The sequence below is a fragment of the Agrobacterium sp. OT33 genome (assembly GCF_017313365.1).
Taxonomy (GTDB): Bacteria; Pseudomonadota; Alphaproteobacteria; order Rhizobiales; family Rhizobiaceae; genus Agrobacterium; species Agrobacterium rhizogenes_A.
Genome location: NZ_JAFLMZ010000009.1, coordinates 244,847 through 270,028, shown reverse-complemented (window position 1 = coordinate 270,028; position 25,182 = coordinate 244,847). Strand labels below are relative to the sequence as shown.

At 60.5% G+C, this 25,182-nt stretch carries 27 protein-coding genes; 11 read left to right on the top strand and 16 right to left on the bottom strand.

The features are described 5' to 3' along the window. Positions 1 to 15 precede the first annotated feature (15 nt). On the bottom strand, positions 16 to 1,314 hold the full coding sequence (locus JZX88_RS21615) for an Hsp70 family protein (protein ID WP_065116168.1): 1,299 nt from the start codon (positions 1,312 to 1,314) through the stop codon (positions 16 to 18). Between the two features lie 500 nt (positions 1,315 to 1,814). On the opposite strand from JZX88_RS21615, the gene JZX88_RS21610 reads away from it, so the two are divergent. Further along, on the top strand, positions 1,815 to 2,720 hold the full coding sequence (locus JZX88_RS21610; RefSeq protein WP_077767794.1) for a sensor domain-containing diguanylate cyclase: 906 nt from the start codon (positions 1,815 to 1,817) through the stop codon (positions 2,718 to 2,720). Positions 2,721 to 2,733: 13 nt separating this feature from the next. On the opposite strand, the gene JZX88_RS21605 is transcribed toward JZX88_RS21610, so the two are convergent. Then, positions 2,734 to 3,522: an SDR family oxidoreductase gene (locus JZX88_RS21605; protein ID WP_065115228.1), complete on the bottom strand. Its 789-nt coding sequence runs from the start codon at positions 3,520 to 3,522 to the stop codon at positions 2,734 to 2,736. Positions 3,523 to 3,602: 80 nt separating this feature from the next. Between JZX88_RS21605 and JZX88_RS21600 the strand changes: the two genes are divergently transcribed. Both JZX88_RS21600 and JZX88_RS21595 read left to right on the top strand, forming a co-directional pair. Further along, on the top strand, positions 3,603 to 4,523 hold the full coding sequence (locus tag JZX88_RS21600; protein ID WP_142855533.1) for a cation diffusion facilitator family transporter: 921 nt from the start codon (positions 3,603 to 3,605) through the stop codon (positions 4,521 to 4,523). Between the two features lie 287 nt (positions 4,524 to 4,810). Then, a complete protein-coding gene (locus tag JZX88_RS21595; RefSeq protein ID WP_206914656.1) occupies positions 4,811 to 5,575 on the top strand; it encodes an isocitrate lyase/phosphoenolpyruvate mutase family protein in 765 nt (254 codons plus the stop codon). 39 nt (positions 5,576 to 5,614) lie between these two features. Here JZX88_RS21595 and JZX88_RS21590 read toward each other — a convergent pair whose 3' ends face one another. The 3 genes from JZX88_RS21590 to JZX88_RS21580 are packed head-to-tail and all read right to left on the bottom strand — an operon-like array spanning position 5,615 to position 7,351. Next, positions 5,615 to 6,118 (bottom strand): thioesterase family protein, encoded by a 504-nt coding sequence (locus tag JZX88_RS21590; protein ID WP_206914655.1) that lies wholly within the window; start codon positions 6,116 to 6,118, stop codon positions 5,615 to 5,617. Then, complete coding sequence (locus JZX88_RS21585) at positions 6,115 to 6,861, bottom strand: class I SAM-dependent methyltransferase (protein WP_246753516.1); 747 nt, start codon at positions 6,859 to 6,861, stop codon at positions 6,115 to 6,117. The genes JZX88_RS21590 and JZX88_RS21585 overlap by 4 nt, the downstream gene beginning before the upstream one ends. A 10-nt stretch (positions 6,862 to 6,871) precedes the next feature. Further along, complete coding sequence (locus tag JZX88_RS21580; RefSeq protein ID WP_206914653.1) at positions 6,872 to 7,351, bottom strand: MarR family winged helix-turn-helix transcriptional regulator; 480 nt, start codon at positions 7,349 to 7,351, stop codon at positions 6,872 to 6,874. 439 nt (positions 7,352 to 7,790) lie between these two features. Between JZX88_RS21580 and JZX88_RS21575 the strand changes: the two genes are divergently transcribed. After that, positions 7,791 to 9,455 (top strand): electron transfer flavoprotein-ubiquinone oxidoreductase, encoded by a 1,665-nt coding sequence (locus tag JZX88_RS21575; RefSeq protein WP_206914652.1) that lies wholly within the window; start codon positions 7,791 to 7,793, stop codon positions 9,453 to 9,455. 422 nt (positions 9,456 to 9,877) lie between these two features. Next, the gene (locus tag JZX88_RS21570) at positions 9,878 to 10,618 is read left to right on the top strand and encodes a pentapeptide repeat-containing protein (protein ID WP_065115234.1); all 741 of its coding nucleotides are present in this window, start codon (positions 9,878 to 9,880) and stop codon (positions 10,616 to 10,618) included. Between the two features lie 101 nt (positions 10,619 to 10,719). Here the strand turns inward: JZX88_RS21570 and JZX88_RS21565 are convergent, their stop codons facing one another. Beyond that, positions 10,720 to 11,736 carry a zinc-binding alcohol dehydrogenase family protein gene (locus JZX88_RS21565; protein ID WP_065115235.1) on the bottom strand — a complete coding sequence of 339 codons (1,017 nt, stop codon included), beginning with the start codon at positions 11,734 to 11,736 and terminating at the stop codon, positions 10,720 to 10,722. A 103-nt stretch (positions 11,737 to 11,839) separates the two neighbouring features. Between JZX88_RS21565 and JZX88_RS21560 the strand changes: the two genes are divergently transcribed. Further along, positions 11,840 to 12,229, top strand: coding sequence for a helix-turn-helix domain-containing protein (locus tag JZX88_RS21560; protein WP_065115236.1), 390 nt, complete (start codon positions 11,840 to 11,842; stop codon positions 12,227 to 12,229). 97 nt (positions 12,230 to 12,326) lie between these two features. On the opposite strand, the gene JZX88_RS21555 is transcribed toward JZX88_RS21560, so the two are convergent. Next, the gene (locus JZX88_RS21555) at positions 12,327 to 12,719 is read right to left on the bottom strand and encodes a nuclear transport factor 2 family protein (RefSeq protein ID WP_246753515.1); all 393 of its coding nucleotides are present in this window, start codon (positions 12,717 to 12,719) and stop codon (positions 12,327 to 12,329) included. A gap of 296 nt (positions 12,720 to 13,015) precedes the next feature. Here JZX88_RS21555 and JZX88_RS21550 point away from each other — a divergent pair, with 296 nt between their 5' ends. Beyond that, entirely contained in the window at positions 13,016 to 13,852 is an 837-nt protein-coding gene (locus JZX88_RS21550; RefSeq protein ID WP_065115238.1) for an undecaprenyl-diphosphate phosphatase, read from the top strand. A gap of 227 nt (positions 13,853 to 14,079) precedes the next feature. Here the strand turns inward: JZX88_RS21550 and mgtE are convergent, their stop codons facing one another. Both mgtE and JZX88_RS21540 read right to left on the bottom strand, forming a co-directional pair. Beyond that, positions 14,080 to 15,453, bottom strand: coding sequence for a magnesium transporter (gene mgtE, locus JZX88_RS21545; protein WP_142855537.1), 1,374 nt, complete (start codon positions 15,451 to 15,453; stop codon positions 14,080 to 14,082). Positions 15,454 to 15,701: 248 nt separating this feature from the next. Beyond that, complete coding sequence (locus JZX88_RS21540; RefSeq protein ID WP_206914651.1) at positions 15,702 to 16,946, bottom strand: MFS transporter; 1,245 nt, start codon at positions 16,944 to 16,946, stop codon at positions 15,702 to 15,704. Between the two features lie 239 nt (positions 16,947 to 17,185). On the opposite strand from JZX88_RS21540, the gene JZX88_RS21535 reads away from it, so the two are divergent. The 3 genes from JZX88_RS21535 to JZX88_RS21525 all read left to right on the top strand — a co-directional run bounded on the left by JZX88_RS21535 (position 17,186) and on the right by JZX88_RS21525 (position 20,214). Continuing rightward, on the top strand, positions 17,186 to 18,094 hold the full coding sequence (locus JZX88_RS21535; protein ID WP_206914650.1) for a diacylglycerol kinase family protein: 909 nt from the start codon (positions 17,186 to 17,188) through the stop codon (positions 18,092 to 18,094). 212 nt (positions 18,095 to 18,306) lie between these two features. Further along, positions 18,307 to 19,680 carry an aspartate aminotransferase family protein gene (locus JZX88_RS21530; protein ID WP_206914649.1) on the top strand — a complete coding sequence of 458 codons (1,374 nt, stop codon included), beginning with the start codon at positions 18,307 to 18,309 and terminating at the stop codon, positions 19,678 to 19,680. A 63-nt stretch (positions 19,681 to 19,743) separates the two neighbouring features. Beyond that, positions 19,744 to 20,214: an OsmC family protein gene (locus tag JZX88_RS21525; protein WP_206914648.1), complete on the top strand. Its 471-nt coding sequence runs from the start codon at positions 19,744 to 19,746 to the stop codon at positions 20,212 to 20,214. Positions 20,215 to 20,217: 3 nt separating this feature from the next. Here JZX88_RS21525 and JZX88_RS21520 read toward each other — a convergent pair whose 3' ends face one another. The 7 genes from JZX88_RS21520 to JZX88_RS21490 form a co-directional block, all read right to left on the bottom strand. After that, on the bottom strand, positions 20,218 to 20,607 hold the full coding sequence (locus tag JZX88_RS21520) for a PIN domain nuclease (protein ID WP_206914647.1): 390 nt from the start codon (positions 20,605 to 20,607) through the stop codon (positions 20,218 to 20,220). After that, positions 20,604 to 20,834: a type II toxin-antitoxin system VapB family antitoxin gene (locus tag JZX88_RS21515; protein ID WP_142855542.1), complete on the bottom strand. Its 231-nt coding sequence runs from the start codon at positions 20,832 to 20,834 to the stop codon at positions 20,604 to 20,606. The genes JZX88_RS21520 and JZX88_RS21515 overlap by 4 nt, the downstream gene beginning before the upstream one ends. Before the next feature lie 65 nt (positions 20,835 to 20,899). Then, a complete protein-coding gene (gene amn, locus JZX88_RS21510; protein WP_077767641.1) occupies positions 20,900 to 22,405 on the bottom strand; it encodes an AMP nucleosidase in 1,506 nt (501 codons plus the stop codon). 105 nt (positions 22,406 to 22,510) lie between these two features. After that, positions 22,511 to 22,684, bottom strand: coding sequence for a hypothetical protein (locus tag JZX88_RS21505; RefSeq protein ID WP_003509979.1), 174 nt, complete (start codon positions 22,682 to 22,684; stop codon positions 22,511 to 22,513). A 10-nt stretch (positions 22,685 to 22,694) separates the two neighbouring features. Continuing rightward, positions 22,695 to 22,877, bottom strand: a complete 183-nt coding sequence (locus JZX88_RS21500) for a hypothetical protein (protein WP_020809511.1) — start codon at positions 22,875 to 22,877, stop codon at positions 22,695 to 22,697. A 155-nt stretch (positions 22,878 to 23,032) separates the two neighbouring features. Beyond that, the gene (locus tag JZX88_RS21495) at positions 23,033 to 23,629 is read right to left on the bottom strand and encodes an AAA family ATPase (RefSeq protein ID WP_174031053.1); all 597 of its coding nucleotides are present in this window, start codon (positions 23,627 to 23,629) and stop codon (positions 23,033 to 23,035) included. A gap of 167 nt (positions 23,630 to 23,796) precedes the next feature. Then, positions 23,797 to 24,135 carry a DUF2147 domain-containing protein gene (locus tag JZX88_RS21490; protein ID WP_206914646.1) on the bottom strand — a complete coding sequence of 113 codons (339 nt, stop codon included), beginning with the start codon at positions 24,133 to 24,135 and terminating at the stop codon, positions 23,797 to 23,799. Positions 24,136 to 24,725: 590 nt separating this feature from the next. Here JZX88_RS21490 and JZX88_RS21485 point away from each other — a divergent pair. Beyond that, on the top strand, positions 24,726 to 24,989 hold the full coding sequence (locus tag JZX88_RS21485) for a sel1 repeat family protein (RefSeq protein WP_003524109.1): 264 nt from the start codon (positions 24,726 to 24,728) through the stop codon (positions 24,987 to 24,989). Positions 24,990 to 25,182 lie beyond the last annotated feature (193 nt).

Sequence of the window (25,182 nt, the reverse complement as noted above, 5' to 3'; positions counted from 1 at the left end):
CGGGGAACCCGTAAATCACGCTGTCCAGCGCTGAATGTCGCCGCTTTCGCCGATCATGGCGAGACCATGGGCAATCGAGAGCAGCTCGCCGCCGCTTTCGATCCGGTCGGCATCGAAACGGCGGGTGAAAAGCTCGCGCACGGCCGGCACGAAGGAGGTGCCGCCGGTGAGAAAGACCTTGTCGATTGCATCCGGAGCGACCTGTGTCTTCTCCAGAACCTCGTCCAGCGCATCCTCGATCCTGGCGAGGTCTTCGGTGATCCAGCTGTTGAAATCGCTGCGTTTCACCATTTTGCGCCCGGCCTTGCCGAGCGGCGCGAAGTTGAATTCCGCCTCTTCAGCCGAGGAAAGCGCCATCTTGGTGGCGGAGATCGCCTGATAGAGCGGATAACCCTCGTCGTGATCCACGAGATCGACGAAGAGTTCGAGCTTTTCCGGTTCCAGCGCCGAGCGCACCAGCGATTTCAGGTCGGTGAATTCCTTGGAGGTCTTGAAGATCGACAGCTGGTTCCAGCGGCCGAAATTCACGTAATAGCCCGAGGGCACATCCAGAACCTTGTCGAAGCTTTTGAACTTGCTGCCCTTGCCGATTTCCGGCGAGACCAGATTGTCGATCATGCGGAAGTCGAAATGGTCGCCCGCCACGCCGACGCCGGAATGGCCGATAGGGGTGGCGGAAAGCTTGCCGGCATGGGTCTCGAAGCGGATCAGCGAATAGTCCGTCGTGCCGCCGCCGAAATCCGCCACCAGCACATTGGCGTCCTTCTTCAGGCTCTGGGCGAAATAATAAGCGGCCGCCACCGGTTCGTAGACATAGTGGATGTCCGGGAACCCGGCCCGCGTCAGCGCCTCGTTGTAGCGGGCAAGCGCGAGCGCCTCGTCCGGATTGTTGCCGGCGAACCGCACCGGCCGGCCGGCGATGACGGTCGAGACGTCGCCCGGCCATTCATCCCCCGCATAGGTTTTCAGCTTGCGCAGGAACACGTCCATCAGATCCTCGAAGCTCTGGCGCTTGGCGAAGATCAGCGTGCCCTGAAACAGCGGCGAGGCCGCGAATGTCTTGATCGACTGCAGGAAACGGCAGTCCCCGGCATTGTCGATGAATTGCCGGATGGCGGCGTGGCCCGCTTCCACATGCAGCGCGGCGGCACCCAGGCCCGCATCCTTCATGAAGGAGAGCGCCGTGCGCATGCTGTCATCCGTGCCGGCGCTGCTGGTGAAACGCATGGAGCGGCTGTCGCCGCCACCGTTGGAAAGAGCCATGACCGTATTGGTCGTGCCGAAATCGAGGCCAAGTGCCCGCTTTTGCGTCATCGCCATATCCTTGTCGCCGATAGAGATATTCGCCCGGCCCTTGGGCGGCCCGGCGTGAGAATAAGGGATGCCCTTGGCGTCCCGATGTCAGAGGAGGGCGGTTGATTGCACAGGGCAGATGGAATGGCAAGCGCCGGCCCGCCGTTTTCCAGCCAAACGCTGCCGGACGGCTTGCCCCGTTTGCCCCTCGAGGCAGGCCGGGAAGCGGTTGCGAGGGGGACGGATGGTAAACGATTTTCCATGCGCTGGTGCAGGAACGCGATTGTTTTCTACAATATTTTTAGGGATTTTCGCTTATGATGGTGAAGGTTTGAAGTTTAGATGACGATGGAGACAGTCGGATTCATATATAACAGGCAACTTATACTAATATCACAAAATTATTATATTAAATTTCCACCTGTTATCCTCCCAACCCGGAAAAATCGATGCCCAACAAGATGGTTAGTTCCCCCTTCGAAGATGTGTCGCTGGACTGTTCCGGCTCGGTGCGGGGCGAGATGGCGGTTTTCAACCGGCAGCTTCTCAACCTCATGGAGGCATCGCAGCAGGGTTATGCGCTTTTTGACGGCAGCGACGAATTGCGTTTCGCCAATACGGCGTTTCGCAAGGCGCTCGGCATCGGACCGGATGATTTCCAGAGCTGGGTGGAGCTGATGCGTAACGGCTACCGCAGCTCCACCGGCACCGCCATCGAAACCTCCGATTTCGAACTCTGGCTGCGTTCCGCCAAAACGCGGCGCGGCAAGCTGCCCTTCCGCACCATCGAGACCGGTCTCAATGACGGGCGCTGGGTGCTGACGACCGAAACGACTTTGCCGGGCGGCTGGATGCTGTGTGTCGTCACCGATATTTCCGAACTCGGCATCGAATTGCGCGATCTCAGGCAGGAGCGCGACAGGGCGTTGAAGTCGGCGCTGAGCGACGAACTGACCGGTCTCGGCAACCGCCGCTACGCCATGGATAGCCTCAATCACATGCTCGGCCCCAACAAGGCGCAGGCGCTCGCCGTCATCATCATGGATATCGATCATTTCAAGTCGGTGAACGACCGCTTCGGACATGCCTGCGGTGATCTGGTCCTCAAGGATTTCGCCGCCCGGCTTTCCGCGAGCGTCGGCCGCGACGATCTTGTGGGCCGGATCGGCGGGGAGGAGTTTTTGCTGGTCCTCAGCGGTTCGCGGATGCATAGCGCCGAGACCGTCATGCGGGGGCTGCTGTCGTCGCTGGCGGATGCATCACCGCTCGGGGACATGCCGGATTTCCGCTACAGCTGCTCGGCCGGCATCGCCTTTGCCAATCCCGGCGAGAGCGCCAGCGATGTTCTGCGCCGCGCCGACACGGCCCTTTACGAAGCCAAGAATACCGGCCGAAACCGCTTCGTGATCTACGAAGCGGCCCGGTAGCCGCGTTGCGGCCTCAGTTCGATTTCGCGGCGCCGCCATCCACGCGCAGCATGGTGCCGGTGATGTAGCTTGCCGGTACCGAGCAGAGGAAGGCGCCGGCGGCGGCGAATTCCTCCACCGTGCCGAGGCGGCCGGCGGGAATGCTCTTGACGGAAGCCTCGCGGATTTCCTCGACGCTTTTGCCCAGTCGCTTGGCGTTGGCGCCGTCCAGCTCGTCGATACGGTCGGTGTGAATGCGGCCGGGCAGAAGCAGGTTGGAAGTGATGCCGAAACCGGCCACTTCGGTGGACAGCGTCTTGCTCCAGCCCACCAGCGCGCCACGCAGCGTGTTGGACAGCGCCAGATTGGCGATCGGCTCGAACACGCCGGAGGAGGCGACGGTCAGGATGCGGCCAAAACCCTGTTCCTTCATCTGCGGCAGCAGCGCATTGGTAAGGGTGATGACGCGCAGCACCATCGACTGGAAGAAGGTATCCAGTTTCTCGCCCGTCATCTCCTGTGCGAGACCCGGCGTCGGGCCGCCGGTATTGTTGACGAGAATATCGATGCCGCCGAGCTTGTCCTTGACGGCCTGAACCATGGCCTCGACGAAGTTGTCGTCTGCGAGATCACCCCAGACCCAGTCGGCCTTGCCCTTGCCGAGCGCGTTGATGGCCTTGCAATTCGCTTCCAGCTTTTCGCCGCTTCTGCCGACGAGGAGAACATGTGCGCCTTCCTTGGCGAGCGCCGTGGCGATGCCCAGCCCAAGGCCGCGAGAAGAGGCGAGAACGAGGGCGCGTTTGCCGGAAATGCCGAAATCCATGGGGTTTGTCCTGTCTTGTGAGTGCCGTATGTGCTGTTTATAGGAAGGTGGCGTCCGGTTTTGAAGGTCAAATACACGTCATGACAGAACAATCTCTGCTGAAATTCTCCATCGCCGTCACGGTTGTGCTGGCGCTCTTCGGCATTGGCGCGGGCCTGTTCTCCGGTTCCTTCGCGGTGGTTTTCGACGGTGTTTATGCCCTGACCGATGCTTTCATGACGGTGCTGGCGCTGCTCGTGGCACGGTTGATTGCCGCCTCCGCCGCGCCAAGGCCGGGTGGCAGGCTGGTGGAACGTTTCACCATGGGTTTCTGGCATCTGGAGCCGATGGTGCTCGGCCTCAACGGCACGCTTCTGATGGGCGCGGCGATCTATGCGCTGATCAATGCCGTCGACAGCCTGATGGATGGCGGCAGGGCGATCGAGTTCGACTACGCCATCATCGTCACCTTCGTCAGCTTCGCCGTCTCGCTCGCCATGGCATGGTTCGTCAAAAGGCAGAACCGCAGGCTGAAATCCGCCTTCGTGGCGCTGGATGCCAAAAGCTGGCTGATGAGCGCGCTGTTGAGCGTGGCGCTCTTCATCGCCTTCGCCATCGGTTACGGGCTGACGGGAACGGCGCAGGCGTGGCTCTCTCCCTATGTCGACCCGGCCGTGCTGGTGCTGGTCTGCCTCGTCATCATCCCCATGCCGCTCGGCAATGTGAAACAGGCGCTGGCCGATATTCTTCTGGTCACACCGCTGGAATTCAAGCAGCACGTGGACCGGGTGGCGGCCGAGACGGTGCAGAAATTCGGCTTCTCCTCGCATTATTCCTATGTGGCGCGCGTCGGCCGGGGCCGGCAGATCGAACTTTTCTTCATCGTCCCGAAGAACTGGCCCGCCCGGCGTCTGGAGGAATGGGATGCGATCCGTGACGAGATCGGCGACGCACTCGGCGGCGAGGGAACGGATCGGTGGCTGACCATCGTTTTCACCACCGATGAGGAGTGGGCGATCTGAATGGTGTCGGCTGGCCCGGAAGGGTCATGCCGGTGATCCTGAAGTTGGCGTCGGAGCGCTGGTTTTCGCAGTCGGTCCACACCGGTTCGCTGTCCGGCCGAGGATGGGTCGTCGTGCGATCGGTTTCGTGCGATATCTGGAAATAAAGAAATCGACGCCCGAAAATCGGCGGTCGCAACGCGCGGCCGGTGTTAGCAGTTTCCGGGTTGTTGCGGCGGCCTCAGGCGCCTGTAACGACTGATTGGACGAGCGAAAGCTCAGCAATATCGATCACAGGAGAGACCGCGATGAACAGTCAAATCGAACGTGCGGAAATATTCCGCAGCTTGCATATTCCGGGCGACCCGATCGTCCTTTACAACATCTGGGATGCGGGAAGCGCAGTCGCCGTTGCACGCGGCGGGGCGAAGGCGGTGGCGACCGGAAGCTGGTCTGTCGCAGCGGCACAGGGTTATTCGGATGGTGAGGAAATGCCGCTGGATGACGCGCTCTCGGTTGTCGCGCGCATAACGAAATGTGTGGACCTGCCTCTCACTGTGGATTTTGAAGGCGGTTACGCAAATGATCCCGCCGCCGTCAGGCAGAATGTGGGCCGTCTGCTTGCCCTCGGCGTCATCGGCTTGAACTTCGAGGACCAGGTGGTGCACGACGACGGCCTGCATGGCATCGATCATCAGTCGGATCGGCTTCGGGCTGTTCGCAGCGCGGCAAGCGATGCGGGTGTCCCGGCTTTCATCAATGCGAGAACGGATGTGTTTCTCAAGGCCGCCGAAGGTGTCGATCACGCGTCCTTGCTGGACGAAGCATTCGCCCGCGAGGCCGCTTATGCCGCAGCGGGGGCCGATGGCTTCTTCGTGCCGGGGCTGAAGGATAAAAAGCTGATAGAAAAAATATGCAGGCAGGCGAGCCTTCCGGTCAACGTCATGACGTCGGGGGACGTGGAGGAGGTTCGCGCATTGGCGAAGCTCGGCGTGGCCCGGATCAGCTTCGGACCCGCACCTTATGTCGAAGTCAGCCGCGATCTTGAAAGCCGCGCGCGCATTTTCGCCTGAGAAACGATCCGCATCGGACGTGGCCGGCAGATGCCCGCCTTATCCCCTTTGGGGAACGGGCAGGCCGAGCGTTGCCAGAACCACGGCCGCTGCCGGTCCCGGAGAAGCCGCCATCGCTGCGGATTTCTCCCCCAATTTCTTCATGAAGCGGTCGATATCGACGATGGCGCGCCGATGGGTTCCCTCGCCGATCAGTCCCGCCTCGTCGCGGCAGGTCACCCTGAAAAGAAGCGATTTTTCGTCGATTTCGGTCAGCTCGATTTCGGCGGTAACCGTCATCCCGACGGCCGTTGCCGCGACGTGGCTGACATCGACATGCGTGCCGACAGTGCGTTGCCGCGCATCAAGGAAGGGCCGCAGGCCCCGCACACATGTCTCTTCGATGAAGGCAATCATGATTGCGGTGGCCAGAACCGGCGGCATGTCGCGAAAGCCCGGCCAGGAATCGTCGATCTCCGGTACGGTGTGAAGCGGCGCGACCAGCAGGCGCTCGACATGGCGCAGTCCGACAGCGAGCGGCGGCGGCGTGGCAGGCTGGTTCATATCGTCCCCAATCGCATGTTGATCGGCCATGAAACCGGCAGCTTGCGCGCCGGGTCGCCCCAGAGGGCCGAGATATCGTGCACGAAACTTTCCAGAATGTCGTCGCGGCCTGCCTCATTGACACGCCGGACAGCCGACCAGGTCGACAGATAGCCCAGAAACTCCCCCAGCTCCCAGACACGATCGATCGTCATGTCGGGGTAGGGCATCTCCTCGAACGGAAACTCGATCTCGGCATATCCGGAATCGACAAGCTTGCGTTCCGGCGGCCAGTAGGGGCCGATTTCGTCGCGGTAGAATCTGTCGAATCGATCCTGCAGCTCTGAAGGCGCAAGTTGCATGACGCCGTAGCTGACCAGCGCGATGAGTGCGCCGTCTTCGGCGATGCGCTGCACCTCGGCGTAAAACCGCGGCAGGTCGAACCAGTGGGCCGCCTGTGCCGCCGTGATCAGGCTCGCGCTTTTCTCCGGCAGCGGCAGCTGTTCCGCGGGGGCGCAGAGATAGTCGATATTGCCATGCCGGCGCGCATTCGCGATCTGGTCCGCGCTGGGATCGATGCCGATCACACTGTTGAAATGGTCCGCGAGCTGCCGCGTCAGCTGCCCGTTTCCGCACCCGACATCGACGGCCAAGCCGCGTCCATCCACCGCCCGCGCCAGAAACCGCGCAAGCCCCGCCGGATATTCCGGTCTGAACAATGCATAGGCGCTGCCGCCCGTGTCGAACCAGTTTTGCGCTGTCATGTCGGCTTTCCTAGTCATCGTGCTTTCCCGCTTTTTCCGCCTCCGCCAGTCGATCCGCGAAGCCCTGCCTTTCGAGGGCCGTTGCCAGGCCTCCAAGAATTTTCAGAACCGGAAAGCCGATCTCCGCCTCAAGGTCGCGAATTGCGCGGAAGGTCGTTTCCCAGTGCGGCTCCAGCTTTTGCAGAAGTTGGAGACCGCGCTCGGTCAGCTTGAGGCCGCTTTTCCTTCCATCATCCAGTGCATGACGAACGACCAGCCCGTCTTTCAGCATCAGGCTGACCGTCTGGCTGATCGCGCCCTGGGTGAGGCTGCTGGCGGTGGTGATATCCGTCACCGTCACGGCGCCGGCGCTCAATGCGCGCAGCACCGGCGTGTAGCGGGGGCGATAGTCGATATCGAGCGCGCGATAACGCTCGGCGGCGCCTTGATCGACAAGTTCGCCGACATAACGGAGGAGTTCGCCCAGACCGGGCCTGTGGTTGATCGTCATGAGAGGTGATTTACATTAGCGCTAATGTAATTTCAAGTGGGACCTGTAGTGGCAGCTGATCGGGTGGATGTCGCCTTGATGGAACCCGCGTGAAGTGGAGGCTTGGCGCAGGATCGGTCCGCGATCAAGCGAAGGCGGGAAGGGTGGTTCTCCTGATCGGCAGGTGCGGACAACGCTTGACGCCCGTGCCCGTCACTTCTATTCTAATCTTACGTGAACGTAAAAGTAATATATCAATCGTCAGGTTGTCTGACAATTGACTGGCGTGCGACATGTTTTGCCGCTATAGAAGCTCGACAAAGGCGTCGTGCTTTGCGAAGACAGGGGAGGCGAACTCCTTGTTGCGCACGGGCTTTTGCCTCGCACCGGCAATGCCCTGCGAATGGCGGAAAGCGGATATAACAACAGCCGGACGGGACCGGCGACCTGAGAGGATGAGATGACGGAAGCGATGGAACTGCCCGAACGCGAAGCGATGGAATTCGACGTTGTGATCGTTGGCGCGGGTCCTGCGGGTCTTGCCGCCGCGATCCGGCTGAAGCAGGTGGAGCCGGAGCTTTCGGTTGTCGTTCTCGAAAAGGGTGCGGAAGTCGGCGCCCATATCCTCTCCGGCGCGGTTGTCGATCCAATCGGTATCGACCGTCTGCTGCCCGGCTGGCGCGAAGAGGAGGGGCATCCCTTCAAGACCGAGGTCAAGGACGACCAGTTCCTGTTTTTAGGCCCTGCCGGTTCCATCCGCCTGCCGAATTTCATGATGCCGCCGCTCATGAACAATCACGGCAATTACATCGTCTCGCTCGGGCTGGTCTGTCGCTGGCTGGCGGAAAAGGCGGAAGGGCTCGGTGTCGAGATCTATCCGGGCTTTGCCGCCACGGAAGTGCTTTATAACGAAGAAGGCGCCGTCATCGGCGTCGCCACCGGCGATATGGGCATCGAGAAAAACGGCGAGCCGGGCCCGAACTTCACCCGCGGCATGGAGCTGCACGGCAAATATGTGCTGATCGGCGAAGGCGTGCGTGGGTCGCTCGCCAAGCAGCTGATTTCCAAATTCGACCTCTCCAGGGATCGCGAGCCGCAGAAATTCGGTATCGGCATCAAGGAACTCTGGCAGGTCAAGCCGGAGAAGCACAAGCAGGGCCTTGTGCAGCATTCCTTCGGCTGGCCGCTCGGTTTCAAGACCGGCGGCGGCTCCTTCCTTTATCACCTGGAAGACAATCTCGTCGCCGTCGGCTTCGTGGTGCACCTCAACTACAAGAACCCCTATCTTTATCCCTTCGAGGAATTCCAGCGCTTCAAGACGCATCCGGCGATCCGCGATACGTTCGAGGGCGGCAAGCGCATCTCCTATGGCGCGCGCGCCATCACCGAGGGCGGTTACCAGTCGGTGCCGAAGCTCACTTTCCCCGGCGGCGCGCTGATCGGCTGTTCGGCCGGTCTCGTCAACGTGCCGCGTATCAAGGGCAGTCACAACGCGGTTCTGTCGGGCATGCTGGCGGCGGACAAGATCGCCGCGGCGATTGCGGCCGGCCGCGCCCATGACGAGGTGGCGGAGATCGAGGCCGAATGGCGCGAAGGCGATATCGGCAAGGATCTGAAGCGGGTGCGCAACGTCAAGCCGCTATGGTCGAAATTCGGCACGCTGGTCGGCATCGGCCTTGGCGGTCTCGACATGTGGACGAACCAGCTGTTCGGCTTCTCGTTCTTCGGCACGCTGAAGCACGGCAAGACGGATGCGCAGAGCCTCGAACCGGCTGCAAGGCACAAGCCGATCGCCTATCCGAAACCGGATGGCGTTTTGACCTTCGACCGCCTGTCTTCGGTATTCCTGTCCTCCACCAACCATGAGGAGGACCAGCCGGTGCATCTTCAGGTAAAGGACATGGAGTTGCAGAAGCGCTCCGAACATGACGTCTATGCCGGTCCTTCGACCCGTTATTGTCCGGCTGGCGTCTATGAGTGGGTGGAAAAGGATGGCAGGCAAGTCTACGTCATCAACGCCCAGAATTGCGTGCACTGCAAGACCTGCGACATCAAGGACCCCAACCAGAACATCAACTGGGTGCCGCCGCAGGGTGGCGAGGGGCCGGTTTACGCCAATATGTAAGAGCGGCGGGACTCGATCCCTCTCCTTCGTCATGCTCGGGACTGTCCCGAGCATCTGCAACCGGTTGATTTTACGACACGTGGACGCATCCTCGGGACTGGCCGCAGGATGACGTCGAGCGTGGCTCGCGGAGCGGGAAAGCCTCTCATCGGGCAAGATAATCTCCCATGGCGCAGACGCGCGATGGCTGGACGCGAGTGCAAGAGGGCATGAGGCAAAAGTAGCGCTCAGGCCTCTTTCCCGTCAGTATTTGTGGATTGCTCTTCGATTTCTTACATATAGGATGTTGGGGTGTTGTAGCATCACGTTGCCCGTGGATTGCGGGGCGGGAATGCGGTAACGCCTTGAATGTGCATGTGGTCCTTGGTTCGGCTCGAGAGCTGTTGCGGTTGCGCCGTCGACCGGCGACAGGGAGTGTGAGAATGTCCGGCTTTCAAAGGCTGAATATCGTGCGGAAGACGAGATTTGGCGCCGCTGTGGCGGCGGCGGTGGTTGCGGTGGTTTCGCTGAGCGGCGGCCCGCTGGTGGCTGCCAGCTGCCGCACCGATGCCATGGCCGGCATCGACTGGCGCCAATGCAACAAGCGTCTTCTGATGCTGGGTGGCAGCAATCTCGATTCGGCGATGCTCTACGGCACGGACTTCACCTATACCGACCTGCGCGGCTCATCGATGAAGGGCGCCAACCTCGAAAAGGCGAAACTCATCCGCACGGCGCTGGGGGAGGCGAACCTGCAGGGCGCCAATCTGACCAAGGTGGAAGCCTATCGCAGCGACTTCAGCGCCGCCGACGCCACCAACGCGAAATTTATCAACGCCGAGATGCAGCGGACCAAGTTCGAAAAAACCAAGCTCGACGGCACGGATTTCACCAAGGCCGAACTGGGGCGCGCCGATTTCGAGGGTGCGACGCTGAACGGCTCGAAATTTTCCCTGACCAACCTGTCGCGTGCCCGCTTCGGTGGCGCAAAGCTCGGTGGGCCGGTGGATTTCACCAACGCTTTCCTGCTCCTGACCCGTATTGAAGGGCTTGATCTTTCCACGGCAACCGGCCTTGAGCAGAAACAGGTCGATATTGCCTGCGGCGATGCCAAGACCAAATTGCCGGGCGGCCTGACCACGCCCGCGTCATGGCCGTGCCCGGAAGATCCTGACGACGACTGACAAGATAAAAGCCATGCGGGATTTTTCGCGCATGGGGGACGCATTTCAGTCAAGGCGGAACAAGACGGCGCGCCCGCCATGCGAATGCGCCGTCGTGTCGATCAGAAGCCCGAAAGCACGATCTTGCCCTTGGCTGTGTTGCTTTCGATCAGCGCATGCGCCTTGATGAGATTTGCGGCATTGATGGTGCCGAAGACTTCCGTCAGCGTCGTTTTGATCTTGCCGGCATCGACCAGTTGCGCAACGTGGTTCAGCAGCCTGTGCTGTTCGATCATGTCAGGCGTCTCGAACACCGCGCGGGCGAACATCATTTCCCAATGGATCGACACGCATTTGCGCTTGAAGGCCATGATGTCGAAACCGCCGGCCGGATCGTCGATCAGCGCGAAACGACCCTGCGGCGCAATGGCCGCCACGCTGTCGGCGGCGTGGATATCGCTATGGGTGGTTGAAAAGACGAAGCCTGGCGCGCCAAGACCAAGCGCCTCCACCTGCGGGGCAATCGGCTTGCTGTGATCGACGACATGATGCGCGCCGAGGTCTTTCGCCCAGGCCATCGTTTCCGGCCGCGAGGCGGTGGCGATGACGGTAAGGTCCGTCAACGCCCGCAGAAGCTGGATGGCGATCGAGCCGACGCCGCCGGCACCACCGATGACCAGAACGGCGTTGGCAGCGCCCGGAACCGGGTCCTTCACCCGCAGCCGGTCGAACAGCGTTTCGTAAGCGGTGATCGCCGTCAGCGGCAGGGCCGCGGCTTCCTCGAAATTCAGCGATTTCGGTTTTGCGCCGACAATGCGTTCATCGACCAGGTGGAATTCGCTGTTGGAGCCGGGACGGTTGATGACACCGGCGTAAAACACCTCGTCGCCGGGCTTGAACAGCGAGACCTTGTCACCGACGGCCTTCACCACGCCCGAAGCATCGAAGCCGAGCACACGGGTAGCGCCATTTTCCGGCGACTGGTTGCGGCGCACCTTGGTGTCAACGGGGTTGACCGAAACGGCCTTCACCTCCACCAGAATGTCGTGCCCCTTCGCCTCCGGCTGCGGCAGGTCGATATCGACAAGGGCATCCTTTGCGGTGATGGGCTGGCTTGTCCTGTAACCGATGGCGCGCATGAACAGTCTCCTTTGCTTGTTTGCGTGCCTCTTACTTGATACATATGAACATCAATCGCAAGAATGCACATTTTGTGATGATACATACAAAAAGGATACTGTGATGTCGCGACCGCGCGCCAAGCTTACCGGCAATTTCCCCGGTTGCCCGGTGGAATCGACCTTGAGTTTTCTCGACGGAAAATGGAAAGGCGTGATCCTTTATCACCTCATCAACGAGGGCACGCTGCGCTTCAACGAGCTGCGCCGCCATATTCCAAGCGTCACCCAGCGCATGCTGACCAAGCAGCTGCGCGAACTGGAGGAGGCGGGCCTGATTTCGCGCACCGTCTTCCCGGTGGTACCGCCACGTGTGGACTACGCGCTGACGCCGCTTGGCGATACCATGAAGCCGGTAATTTCGGCGCTGAAAAGCTGGGGCGACGCCCATGTCGTCTGCAAGAACGGCGCGAAATACACACAGCTTCCGCAGGCTGCGGAGAAGGCCGCCTGAATATCGCCGCGACAGAACGGATCGTGACGGGAATTGCTGGCGCTGGAGCGGATGGTGCAGGTACAAATCCCGCCCATCCGGCCGGCGTCGGCGGTGCCTACCGGCTGAAGGCGGCCGATGTGCCCGCTGATGATGAATCCGTCAGGGCATTCTCAATCTGCGCCGTATCGAAATAGAACGGCGTTCCCTCTATGAGCAGCCCGTCATGAAACCGCAGTATCTGCGCGAATGGCTGCCTGATCTCCCCCCCTGTCGCGCGGCTTGTCATGTGCAGGAAACAGGAAACATGAAGCCTTTCGGCGGAGCCGGCGCAGGTCAGGTCTTCAATCGCCATTTTGCTGAATGTTTGGTTCATCGCCTGCATCAATCCCGCGATGCCCGGCAGACCTTTCCAATCACCGGAATAGGGTAGCGACGTCGGTTCGTGAATGACGACATCAGGGTGAAAGGCTTTCGTCAGTATCGCGATATCGCGCGATTCCGATTCCATGAAAGACATTTCCACTTCAAACATTCTTTCAAGCATCTGCAGGGGTGGGAGTGTTTCAGGCCGGGGCGTCATGGTGTCCTCGATGTTGCGGGTGATGACGCGACCTTATTTGACCGGTCCGGAGGCCGGCCACCCGTTTCCTGCCACGCGGCTCAACAGGGCGGGTGGCGGGCTGAAAAATCATCGATTAAAACACACCGGCCTTCACCCTTGTTCGATGGTGCGATGCAACATGCATTTGCCCCGATTAATGCATAATGCTGCCATTGTGATTCGCAGCAGGGACATCAAAGCACATGAGCATGGGTTGGATGGAGGCCGGATTTCTCGGCCTTTTGCAAGGACTTACTGAGTTTCTTCCGATTTCTTCAAGCGCGCATCTGAGGATAGCCGGGGAGTTCCTGCCCTCCGGCGCCGATCCCGGGGCCGCCTTCACCGCGATTACGCAAATCGGCACGGAAATGGCCGTGCTGGTCTATTTCTGGTCCGACATCATGCGGATCGCCGCCGCCTGGCTGCGGCAGAACCTGCGCCTCGGCCCCTATGACAAGGCCGATGCCCGGCTTGGCTGGCTGATCATCGTCGGTTCCGTGCCGATCGTGTTTCTCGGCCTGTTCTTCAAGGATGCCATCGAACATTCGCTGCGCAACCTCTATATCACCGCCGTGATGCTGATCGTCTTCGGCATCGTTCTTGGCATTGCCGACAGGATCGGTGAGAAGCGCTACAAGCTGAACCAGCTGATCTGGCGCGACGGTATCCTCTTCGGTTTCGCGCAGGCCATGGCGCTCATCCCCGGTGTCTCGCGCTCGGGCGGCACCATCAGCGCCGGCCTGCTGCTCGGCTACACCCGCGAGGCGGCCGCCCGTTATTCCTTCCTGCTCGCCGTTCCCGCCGTCTTCGGCTCCGGTTTCTACCAGCTCTTCAAGAGCATCGGTGAGGACAACCCGGTCGGCTGGGGGCAGACGGGACTTGCCACCCTGATCGCCTTCATTGTCGGCTACGCGGTGATTGTCGTCTTCCTCAAGCTGGTCTCCACCAAGAGCTACATGCCCTTCGTCTGGTATCGCGTGGTCATCGGCTTCATCCTGCTTGGGCTGTTGGGAACGGGCGTCATCAGCGCCGGCGGCTGAGGGGCTTTCCAGGAACCATGCTTTTGGCAAAGTTGCATCATCCGCACGCCGTCACCCCGGACCAGATCCGGGGTCCAGCGCGATCAAGTCATTGAGCGCAAAAGACTCTTCTCACGGCGCAGACGCGTCGTGGCTGGATGCCGGATCAAGTCCGGCATGACGGAGGAGAGGTTATGACGTGCCGCGAAATGTAGAAGGCCCGCTCTTTCGAGCGGGCCTTTTGTCTTTCAGAGCAATGTGCCGCTCAAGATCACCAGCGCCACCGAGAAGTAGATGACGAGGCCGCTGACATCCACCAGCGTGGCGACGAAGGGGGCAGACGCGCTGGCGGGGTCGAGCCGCAGGCGCTGCAGCACGAAGGGCAGCATGGAGCCGGCGAGCGAGCCGAAGGTGACGATGCCGACCAGCGCTGCAAAGACGGTTGCGCCCACCAGCAGCCAGTGGTCGCCGTAATCATAAAAGCCGGCCTGCTGCCAGACCGTGAGCCGCAGGAAACCGATGGCGCCCAGAATGCAGCCGAGCGTCAGGCCCGTCGGGATTTCCCGAAGCAGCACCCGCCACCAGTCGGAAAGCTTCAGTTCACCGAGCGCCAGCGCCCGGATGATGAGCGAGGTGGCCTGCGAACCGGAATTGCCGCCCGAAGACATGATGAGTGGAATGAACAGCGTCAGGACCACGGCCTTTTCCAGCTCGCCTTCGAAATGCTGCATGGCGCTGGCCGTCAGCATTTCGCCGAGGAACAGTGCTGCGAGCCAGCCGGCGCGCTTGCGGATCATGTCCGGAAAGCCGATCGTCATATAGGGCTTGCCGAGCGCCTCCATACCACCGAACTTGTGGGCGTCTTCCGTTGTGTCGGCGATCATGGTGTCGATCACGTCGTCAACGGTGACGATGCCGAGAATATGCGAGCGGTCATCGACGACGGGCAGTGCCAGAAGGTCGTGCTTGCGGATCAGCCGGGCGACATCCTCCTGCGACATCAGCGGGCTGGCGCAGACGATGCCTTCCTTCGATGCGACGGAGAGGATGGAAGCACCGGCTTCGCCGGTCAGCAGGCGACGCAGCGTCACGACGGTTGTCAGCGTTCCGTCCTGCGCCAGCACATAGATGGCATAGACCGTTTCACGCGACCGCTCGACGACGCGGATGTGCGAAAGGGTCTGTTCCACCGTCCAGTCATCCGGCACGCTGACGAATTCCGTGGTCATGATCGAGCCGGCCGTGCGCGGCGGATACCCCATCAGGTGTTTGATGGAGAGCGCCGTCGTGCGGTCCAGCCGGGAAAACAGCTTGGCGCGCGGCTCTTCGGCCATTTCCGCCATGACGTCGGCAACGCGGTCGTCAGACATCAGATTGACGAGGCGGGCGGCCTGTTCAACCGGAATATCGGCGATGATGGCGGCGGCGCCATGCAGTTCCGGCCGGTCGAGAATGGCGACGGCCTTTGCCTGCGGCATGGCGAGCAGGGCGGTTGCGGCATCGCCGACCTCAAGCGCGTTGAGGTGCTCGACGCGTTCGGCAATGGTGGTGGAGCCGGCGTTTCCGCTACGAAGAAGACGTGCGGCCTTGCTGGCCCTCTGGGAGAGGTTGTGGAAGTTCATGATTGCTCACCTTTCCGTCGATTCGCCGATAACGGCGAACGCGGTGGTGAGCCGACAGCGGTCGGATCAGTTCACGTTCGCCGGTCTCGGCAAAGGCAATCGACTGCTACTGTCGCTAGACATCCAATGATGCTCCGTTGAAATCCGCGCCGTGCTGATTGGCATGCGCGTAAGGTCGTGTTGCGCCTGAAACCGAAAAGAGTCAAGCGCCCGATTGTGAAATTTCCGTAAGCTGCGATAGGGCCGGCTCAGGCCGCCTTTTCGCGCCGCTCGACGGTGACGGAAACAAGGAAAACGCCAAGCCCGAGAAGCGACAGAACCGCACCGACATAACCTGTCGAGGCATAGCCATAACCCATGGCGATGACCAGCCCGCCGAGCCAGGCGCCAAGCGCATTGGCGATGTTGAAGGCGGAGTGGTTGGAGGCGGCGGCCAGCGTCTGGGCATCCTGCGCCACATCCATCAGCCGCGTCTGCACGGCCGGACAGGCGGCAAAACCGCAACCGATCAGGAAGACGCAGAGGCACAGCATGAATGGATCCTGCGCGGTCATGCCGAACACCGCCATGACCACCACGTTGAAGGCGAGCATGCCGCCAATGGTGCCGTTGAGCGAGATGTCCGCCAGCCGGGAGCCGACCACATTGCCGACATTCATGCCGATGCCGAACAGCGCCAGCACCATGGAGACTGTGGAAACCGGCATCATCGCCACATCAGTGGTGGTCTTGGCGATATAGCTGAACACCGAGAACATGCCGCCGAAACCGACAGACGCGATGGCAAGCGTCAGCCACACCTGCACACGGCGGAAAGCGCCGAGTTCGCGCCAGACGCTTGCACCTTCCTCCACCCGGTCACGCGGCTGGAACAGCCAGAGCAGGGCGACGGTCAGAAGCGCTATGCCACCGACCAGCATGAAGGCGGCGCGCCAGGACAGCAGCTGGCCGAAGAAGGTGGCAAGCGGTGTGCCGAGCAGCGTGGCGATGGTGAGGCCGAGCATGACGCGGCCGACGGCGCGGGCGCGTTTATGGATCGGCGCCATAGAGGCCGCCACCAGCGCCGCGACGCCGAAATAGGCGCCATGCGGCAGGCCGGTGATGAAGCGCAGCACGGTAAAGCTCAGGAAGTCAGGTGCGACGGCGCTCAAGATATTGCCGGCCGCAAAAAGCCCCATCAGGCCGAGGAGCAAAGCGCGCCGCGTCATGCGGGCCGCAAGAACCGCGATGATCGGCGCGCCGATGACAACGCCGAGCGCATAGGCCGTGATCACGTAACCCGCCTGCGGCACCGTCACGCCATAGGTCGTGGCGACGTCGGGCAACAGGCCCATGATGGCGAATTCGCCGGTGCCGATGCCGAAGCCGCCGGCGGCCAGCGCCAGCTCGATCAGCGCGATGGCAAGCGGCGAGAGCGCCACGGCCGGAGTGTCCGTGTAAACGGTTTCATTCTCCGCTGCGGGGCGAATTTCGGAAATATTCGACTGGCTCATGGTGACCTGAGAAGGGGGGGAGGACCCCACAGAAAAAAGGGCAAGACCGTATGGGAGCGGTCTGCCCTGACTGGAGATGCGCGGTCATGAAAATGACCTTAAGTGATCCCTAACATGAAATGATGCGTTGCGGTAGAGCGATTCTCGGCAAAAGACGATCTTCACGCGATGGTGTTCGGAACTCTATATGAAGCCAGGCATTTACGCGCGGCTGTGAACGTTACGGAACCGGGTTGGACATGAAGCTCATTGCAATTTTCAATCGTGATGGCGGCACCTTTCGCACCACTGATATGGATGCCTATTGCGACCACGCCCGCGCGATCTTTTCCCGGGCCGGGCACGAGATCGATTGCCGTCTGGTTTCCGGAAAGGACATTGTCGATGAATTGGAGCGCGCTGCCGATGAGCCTGATATTGAAGGCATCATTGCCGGTGGTGGCGATGGCACCATTTCGGCTGCTGCCGGCATCGCCTGGAAACAGGGCATTGCGCTCGGCATTGTACCGGCCGGCACCATGAACCTGTTTGCCCGCTCGCTGAAACTGCCGCTCGACATTCGCCTGGCGCTGGAAACGCTGGCGACTGGCGAGATCGCCAGCGTGGATATAGCCAGCGCCAACGGCCGGCTTTTCGTTCACCAGTTTTCCGCCGGTCTGCATTCGCGCATGGTGCGCTATCGCAACAACCTTGCTTTCGCCTCCCGCCTCGGCAAGATCAAGGCGAGCATCCGCGCCGCCGTCAGCGTCATCCTCAATCCGCCGGTCTTTGAGGTGGAATATACCGTCAATGGCGAAACCCAGCACCGCAAGGTCTCGGCCATTTCCGTCTCCAACAATGAATTTGGCCAGAACTCGCTGCTGGTGGCGGATAGTGTATCCGGCGGCCATCTCGGTTTTTACCTCACCGATCCGCTGCGCCCCTCCGGTGTCGCAAGGCTTGCCTTCGACATTCTGCGCGGCAGACTGAAGGAAAACGCCGCCGTGACAGCCATGACGGTGACGGATGTGGAGTTGCATTTCCCGAAGAAGCGCCATGATGTGCGCTGCGTCATCGATGGCGAATTGCTGCCGATGGAGCGGGATGTAGCGCTGGAGGTGCATGCCGGCGAGTTGAAAGTGCTGGTGGGCCGGGCGTTTTTCGCATAACGCGAACGGAGTTCGTTTGGATTGGGAGCGCGCCGCTTGTTTCCTCTCCCCGGGGGAGGAGTCCGCGGCAGCGGGATGAGGGGGCCAGCTCTCCGTCTCTCGCTGGCGTTGCCCCCTGAAAATCACCAGCCTTGCCAAATCAAAGCCGCCCGGCCATGTTCGGCATGCGCGGTGGCGTGAGCGCCGTCGCCTTTATGGGAGTGCGATCTGTCATGAATGAAGTCTCCAAGCCGATATCCAACCTTGCCGCCATCGATGCCGCCCATCACCTCCATCCCTTTTCCGATATGGGCAAACTGAATGCCGCCGGCACCCGCATCATCGAGCGGGCCGAAGGGGTGTTCATCTATGACAGCACCGGCAAGAAATATCTCGATGCCTTTGCCGGCCTCTGGTGCGTGAATATTGGCTATGGACGCCGCGAAATCGCTGATGTCGTTCAGAGGCAGATGAACGAGTTGCCTTATTACAACGCGTTTTTCGGCACCACGACACCGCCGGCGACGCTTCTGGCGCAGAAGATCGCCTCGCGCGCCGGGCCTGACATGAACCATGTGTTCTTCACCAATTCCGGTTCGGAAGCGACCGACACCTGGTTCCGCATGGCGCGGGTCTACTGGAAGGCGCTCGGCCATCCGACGAAGACGCAGGTCATTGCCCGCCGTAACGGCTATCACGGCTCGACGGTGGCCGGCGCCTCGCTCGGCGGCATGAAATGGATGCACGAGCAGGGCAACCTGCCGATCGAGGGCGTTGCCCATATCGGCCAGCCCTATTGGTATGCCGAAGGCGGCGATCTTTCGCCCGCTGAGTTCGGCCTGAAAGTGGCGCGCGAACTGGATGCGAAAATCGATGAACTCGGCGAGGAAAACGTTGCCGCTTTCGTCGCCGAACCCATTCAGGGGGCAGGCGGCGTCATCGTGCCGCCGGAGACCTACTGGCCGGAAATCGCCCGCATCTGCAAGGCGCGCAATATCCTGCTCGTATCGGATGAGGTGATCTGCGGTTTCGGCCGTCTCGGCTCCTGGTTCGGTTACCAGCATTTCGGCGTGGAGCCGGATTTCGCCCCCGTCGCCAAGGGCCTTTCATCCGGTTATCTGCCGATCGGCGGCGTCATCGTTTCCGACCGCGTGGCGGAAGTGATGTTGTCGGAAGTCGGTGACTTCAACCACGGCTTTACCTATTCCGGCCACCCCGTCTGCGCCGCCGCCGCGCTGGAAAACCTCCGTATCATCGAGAATGAGGGTCTGGTGGAGCGGGTGCGCGATGATATCGGCCCCTATTTCTCCGAAGGCTGGAAAAGCTTGACCGACCACGAACTGGTGGGCGAGGCCGTGAATGTCGGCCTGATGGGCGGTCTGCAGATAACGGCCGACAAGGCAACCCGCCGGCGTTTCGCCAAGCCCGATGACATCGGTACCGCCGTGCGCAACCATTGCCTTGCAAACGGCCTTGTCATGCGCGCCACCGGCGACCGCATGCTGGCCTCGCCGGCGCTGACCATCAGTCGTTCGGAAGTGGATGAGATCATCGAGACGCTGCGCAAGGGGCTCGATCACCTGCGCGATACGCGAGAGCATTTCTAGGAAAAGTGGACACCGGTTTTCCGTTAGAAAATGCGAAAAAGATTCCAAGGGAGGAATAATCAGATGGCAGGACAGGAACATCGTTACGCCGTGCAGGTGAAATGGACCGGTAATCGCGGCAAAGGCACATCCGGCTACCGCGATTATGAACGCGACTACACGATTTCCACCGCAGGGAAAGCCGATATCGCCGGCTCCTCAGACCCCGCCTTCCGCGGCGATCCCTCCCGCTGGAATCCCGAAGACCTGCTGGTCGCCTCGCTCTCGGCCTGCCACAAGCTCTGGTACCTGCATTTCTGCTCGGTCAACGGCATCATCGTTGAAGACTATGTCGACAATGCCGAGGGCACGCTTGTCATGGAAAAGGACGGCGCGGGGCAATTCAGCGAAGTGGTGCTGAAACCGGTCATCACCATCTCGAAGGGCGACCCAGCCCGCGCGGACGAACTGCACCATGATGCGCATGATAAGTGCTTCATCGCCCGGTCGGTGAATTTTCCGGTGCGGGTGGAGGGGACGGTGAAGACTGTTTGATAGTCAGGCGGATTGCAGACCGAGATGATCGGCCATCGGCTGAAAGTCTCGGTCGTTGTGCAGCAGCTTGTGCCCGTACTCGATACAGTAAGTGCCGATGATGAGGTCGTTGCTTTTCCGGATCGTATAGCCGCGCGCTCGCAGGAAGCGGTAGTTGGCCGCAGCCTTGATGGCGAGTTGAGGAGACATCATTGCAACACAGGGAAATTCGCTGAGCGTCTGCTCAAGATGGCGCGCATGATGACCATCGCGAGCGCCTCTAAGCAGCTCAAGGAGAATGATGTCGCCGATCAGAATTTGGCCCTGCGCCATCAGGGCGCGAAACTTGGCGGAGAGGGCAGGCGTGTCTTTTCGAATGAAAGAAATCCAGGCAGAAGTATCTGCAACGATCATTTGGCTTTCTTTACGTCCCAATCGGTTTCAGCGTCCCAATCTGTCCGCATCTCATCCAGATCACCTTCCCAGCCCATACCCTCCAATGCGTTCATCGCCCGCATCTGACGATGAATACGCACAAGATCGCGTAATGCTTTTTCTACCGTCGCCTTTTTTGTCGAAAGACCGGTGATTTCCATCGCCTCGGCGATCAAGGCGTCATCGAGTTCAATGTTGGTACGCATGGAAAAATCCTTGGTGTATCGATTTTCGAAACAATACACCAAGGGCGTGTCGCGCGATACCGGTTTTACTGGAACGCCGTCTCGTAAAAGCTGCGAAGCTTGCGCGAGTGCAGCGTTTCCGTCGGCATGGCGGCGAGTTTCTGCACGGCGCGGATGCCGATTTGCAGATGCTGGGCGACCTGCGTGCGGTAAAACTCCGTCGCCATGCCCGGCAGTTTCAGTTCGCCATGCAGCGGCTTGTCGGAGACGCAGAGCAGGGTGCCGTAGGGCACGCGGAAGCGGAAGCCGTTGGCCGCGATGGTGGCCGATTCCATATCGAGTGCTATGGCGCGCGACTGCGACAGGCGCTTGACGGGGCCGGCCTGATCGCGAAGCTCCCAGTTGCGGTTGTCGATGGTGGCGACGGTGCCGGTGCGCATGATGCGCTTCAGCTCGAAGCCCTCGTAACCGGTGACTTCCGCCACAGCGCCTTCCAGCGCCAGCTGCACTTCGGCGAGAGCCGGGATCGGCACCCAGACCGGCAGGTCGTCATCAAGCACGTGATCCTCACGCACATAGGCATGCGCCAGAACATAGTCGCCCAGCCGCTGGCTGTTACGCAGGCCGGCGCAATGGCCAACCATCAGCCAGGCATGCGGGCGCAGTACGGCGATATGGTCGGTGATCGTCTTGGCGTTGGAAGGGCCGACGCCGATATTGACGAGCGTGATGCCGGCATGGCCCTTTTTCTTCAGGTGATAGGCAGGCATCTGCGGCAGCCGGGCAAGCACGGCGTCCGTTTCTGGCCTGTCGGAACCGGCAGGGGTGATGATATTGCCGGGCTCCACGAAGGCCGTGTAACCTTCGCCGCCATTCTTCATCATCTGCCGCGCCCATGCGGCGAATTCGTCGATATAGAACTGGTAGTTGGTGAACAGTACGAAGTTCTGGAAATGGCTGGCGCTGGTCGCCGTATAATGGCTGAGGCGCGCAAGCGAATAATCGATGCGCTGCGCGGTAAAGGGCGCCAGCGGTGCGGGTTCGCCCGGCACCTGATCATATTCGCCATTGGCGATGAGATCGTCGGTATTGTTGAGATCGGGCGTATCGAAGAGATCGCGCAGCGGCACATCGGAGAGCGACGATGCAGCCGCCGCCTCGACATAGGCGCCTTCGCCGAAGGCGAAATGCAGCGGAATGGGCGTCGCCGATTCCGAGACGGTGACCGGAACGCCGTGGTTCTTCATCAGAAGTCCCAGCTGTTCCTTCAGGTAATGGCGGAACAGCTCCGGCCGGGTGATCGTCGTCGTGTAGACGCCGGGCGCGGTGACATGGCCGTAGGAAAGGCGGGAATCGACATGACCGAAAGTTGCCGTCTCCAGGCTCACCTGCGGGTAGCAGGCGCGGTAACGGCCGGCAATCGGCGCACCCTTGGCAAGGTCGGTGAAGGAATTGATCAGGAACGCCGTATTGCGTTCGTAAAGCGCGGTCAAAGCCTCGACGGCTTCTTTCGGGTCCGTGAATGTCTGCGGCGCGAAAGGTTCGGGGCTGATGAAGGTGAGGGGCGGAATCGTTCGTTTTGCTATTGTCATGGCCCATTATAAGAGGCCAATTTCGACAGGCAAGCGACAGAAATACGAAGAAACTGAAAAGAAACGGAAAATGCGGCTCAAGGAGGAGTGGCGGCGGCGAAGATATCAGCCGAGTGCGCCACGCTGCAGGCTCATCAGCAATACGAAACCGGCGCCTTTCGAGGCGGGGCGAGGGTCGGCCTTGTAGACCGCAAGTCCCGCCACCGGGCCGAGAAAGATCGAGGCCATCAGCACCAGCCGCAGAGCGGAAAACAGGCCGTTGGAAAAGCTTGTGGTCATCGGTCAGTCCTCAAAGTACGACGGGGCAATTGGCGGCGGGTGACGGGCTGTGCTGGCAGGCGATTGCCGCGCCCGCATTCACCCGCTGGAAACTGCGGTTCGGATTGACGACGAGCGAAGCGAAGGACATGGCGAAGATCGCCATGAGAAACGCGAAGATTGCCAGCCGGCTTATCAGCTTTGCCATGTCCATTCCCCTTATTGGAGTTGATGGACAGAGTTTTGCCATACTCGGACTGAACGGACCCTGAGGCCCCGGTTCATATGGTGTTCAGGGATGTTAACGGGTGGTGACTTGGCAAATTGATGCCACAATGGCGCAGGGCACCGCGCCGACCGCGTGTTTTTTCAGGTTGGAGGGACTGCCATACGGGCGGCAAGATCGGCCACGAGGGTCTCGAATGCCTGAGGCTCGGCCACATCGACGAGCGGCACGTGGTGCTCCTGCGCCGATGCCAGCATTTCGGTGTTTTCCCGCAGCGAACGCTCGATGAAGGCATCCATGATCCGCCGCTGGTGGGCAGCGGCATCTTCATATCGGGCGTGAGAGCGCATCCGCTCAAGAAGAAAGTCATTCCCGGCATGAAGGAACACGCCGGCAACCGTGCTGCCAAGCAGGGGCGCCATGAATTCCGGGCGCAGGGCAGCACCCTCGAAGATAGCGAGGCTGCCGCCATGGGAGCTGCTGTCGATCATCGGGCGGATCAATGGCCAGATATTGTGGTGATGCACCTTGAGAAACCAGTGGATCGTTTCCGCTGACAGCTGCGTGTAATATTCCTCCACCGGTGCCGGTATGCCCGGCCACGGCCTGCCGGGGTGGCGGGCGAGACTGTCGGTCGATATCGCCTCACAGCGGAGCCTTTTACTCAAAATACCGGCAAGGGTGCTTTTGCCCACATGCGAGGTGCCGGCAATCAGGATCGTCGTAAGGCTGGGGGGCATGCATCACTCTCGTTGCTGTTCAGGCCGGCGCAACGATACATCAGCGGGGATATGTATTCCACGCGGCATCGCTCATGATGGACATGAAAGCCTGTGGATGCCTTGGCCAGCCGGACGGCGGGGAGCCTCAGGCCCGCCCGCCGCCCTTGTTACCGGCTTATCAGGCGTTACAGCCGCGTCCAGGTCTGCGATTTGCAGAGAACCTTCAGAACGCAGCCCTTCATGTTCAGCGAATTGCCGGAAACGGTGCCGGAGCCGCTATAGGTCTTGTCATTGGCGGGGTCGGTGATTTCACCCGAATAGCTGTTTCCCTTGCCGGAAAGCTTGCCGATCTGTTTTCCGGCATGTTTGCCGGTCTTCAGCGTCACGCAGAAGGCGCTGCCGCAAGGGCCGATCACCGCGGTTTCGCCGCTGGCCGTTTTCCAGTTGCCCTCGATGGCCTCTGCGGCAAAGGCAAGGTTGCTGCCCATCAACAGGGCCGCGGCAATCATCATCACACGCTTCATAAAAACTCCTCCCGAAATTTGCGCAGACCCTTCTGAACCGCACCGGTCATGAAGAAATGGAAGCGCATTAAACCCTGTTCAGCATCACCGGGGTGCACGGCCTCCTGCGAAGCGTTCACCTTTCAGGCCATGCTATCCCTTGCCTGTTTCATCCTCATCACAGGCAGGTGAATAGTATTTTACGTTAACGTAAAAGGAAACAGAAATTTGCTGTCGCGGGGCGGCGTCACGCCGTCTGCGGGACATGGGGGAAGGGCAGATTCGAAAAATGCTGTTTTGATCGTGGTGAATAAAGGGTTGAAATCCAATTCTGAAATTTTCGTAAAAATCGTCTGGAAGTCCTTAATTTCCGCACCTCCTGATATTTAACAAAAACTCAATTTTACCAATCATTTGCAGTTTGTTTGCAGCACATTAATCATGCCTTTTAAGCGCCCGTTGAAAGCCTGCTGGCATAGTGAACCCATCAAAAGCGCAGGAAAAACCTGCCGGCCGAAAGGACAAAAAAGCCGCAAAAGACGGCGGGTCCGGAAGGCAGCCTCGACAAGAAGGCGAATGATGAAACAGGCAGAAAGACAGGGATAAAAACGATGGCACGCTTTGAAATTCGCGATATCGAAATGGCTGCCGGTGGCGAAACCCGCGCCGACACCCTTTGCAATCTCGGCCTGGTCTATGCGACCGGCCGGGGCTGCAAGGTGGACCTGATCGCGGCCCACAAATGGCTCAACATCGCCGCGATCCGCGGATCGGAAAGAGCCGCTTCGCTGCGCGCCGATCTCGCCCGCAACATGACGAAGTCGGAACTGGCCGAAGCGCTGCGCGCCGCCCGCGACTGGATGACGATGCACTGATTGACCCAAGACATCATTGAGATTTCCGGTCCGGTTCCCTCCAGTCCCGATGACCGGCGCAAAGGAAAGTAAACCCGAAGGGGAACGCGGCGAGGGCTTCGGAAAGAAGCTTTTGCGCTGACACATCAAACCGCGACCGGCAGGAACAAGGCCGGCGCGGTTTTCTTATGTTTGGCGATGTCCCGTTGCCGGA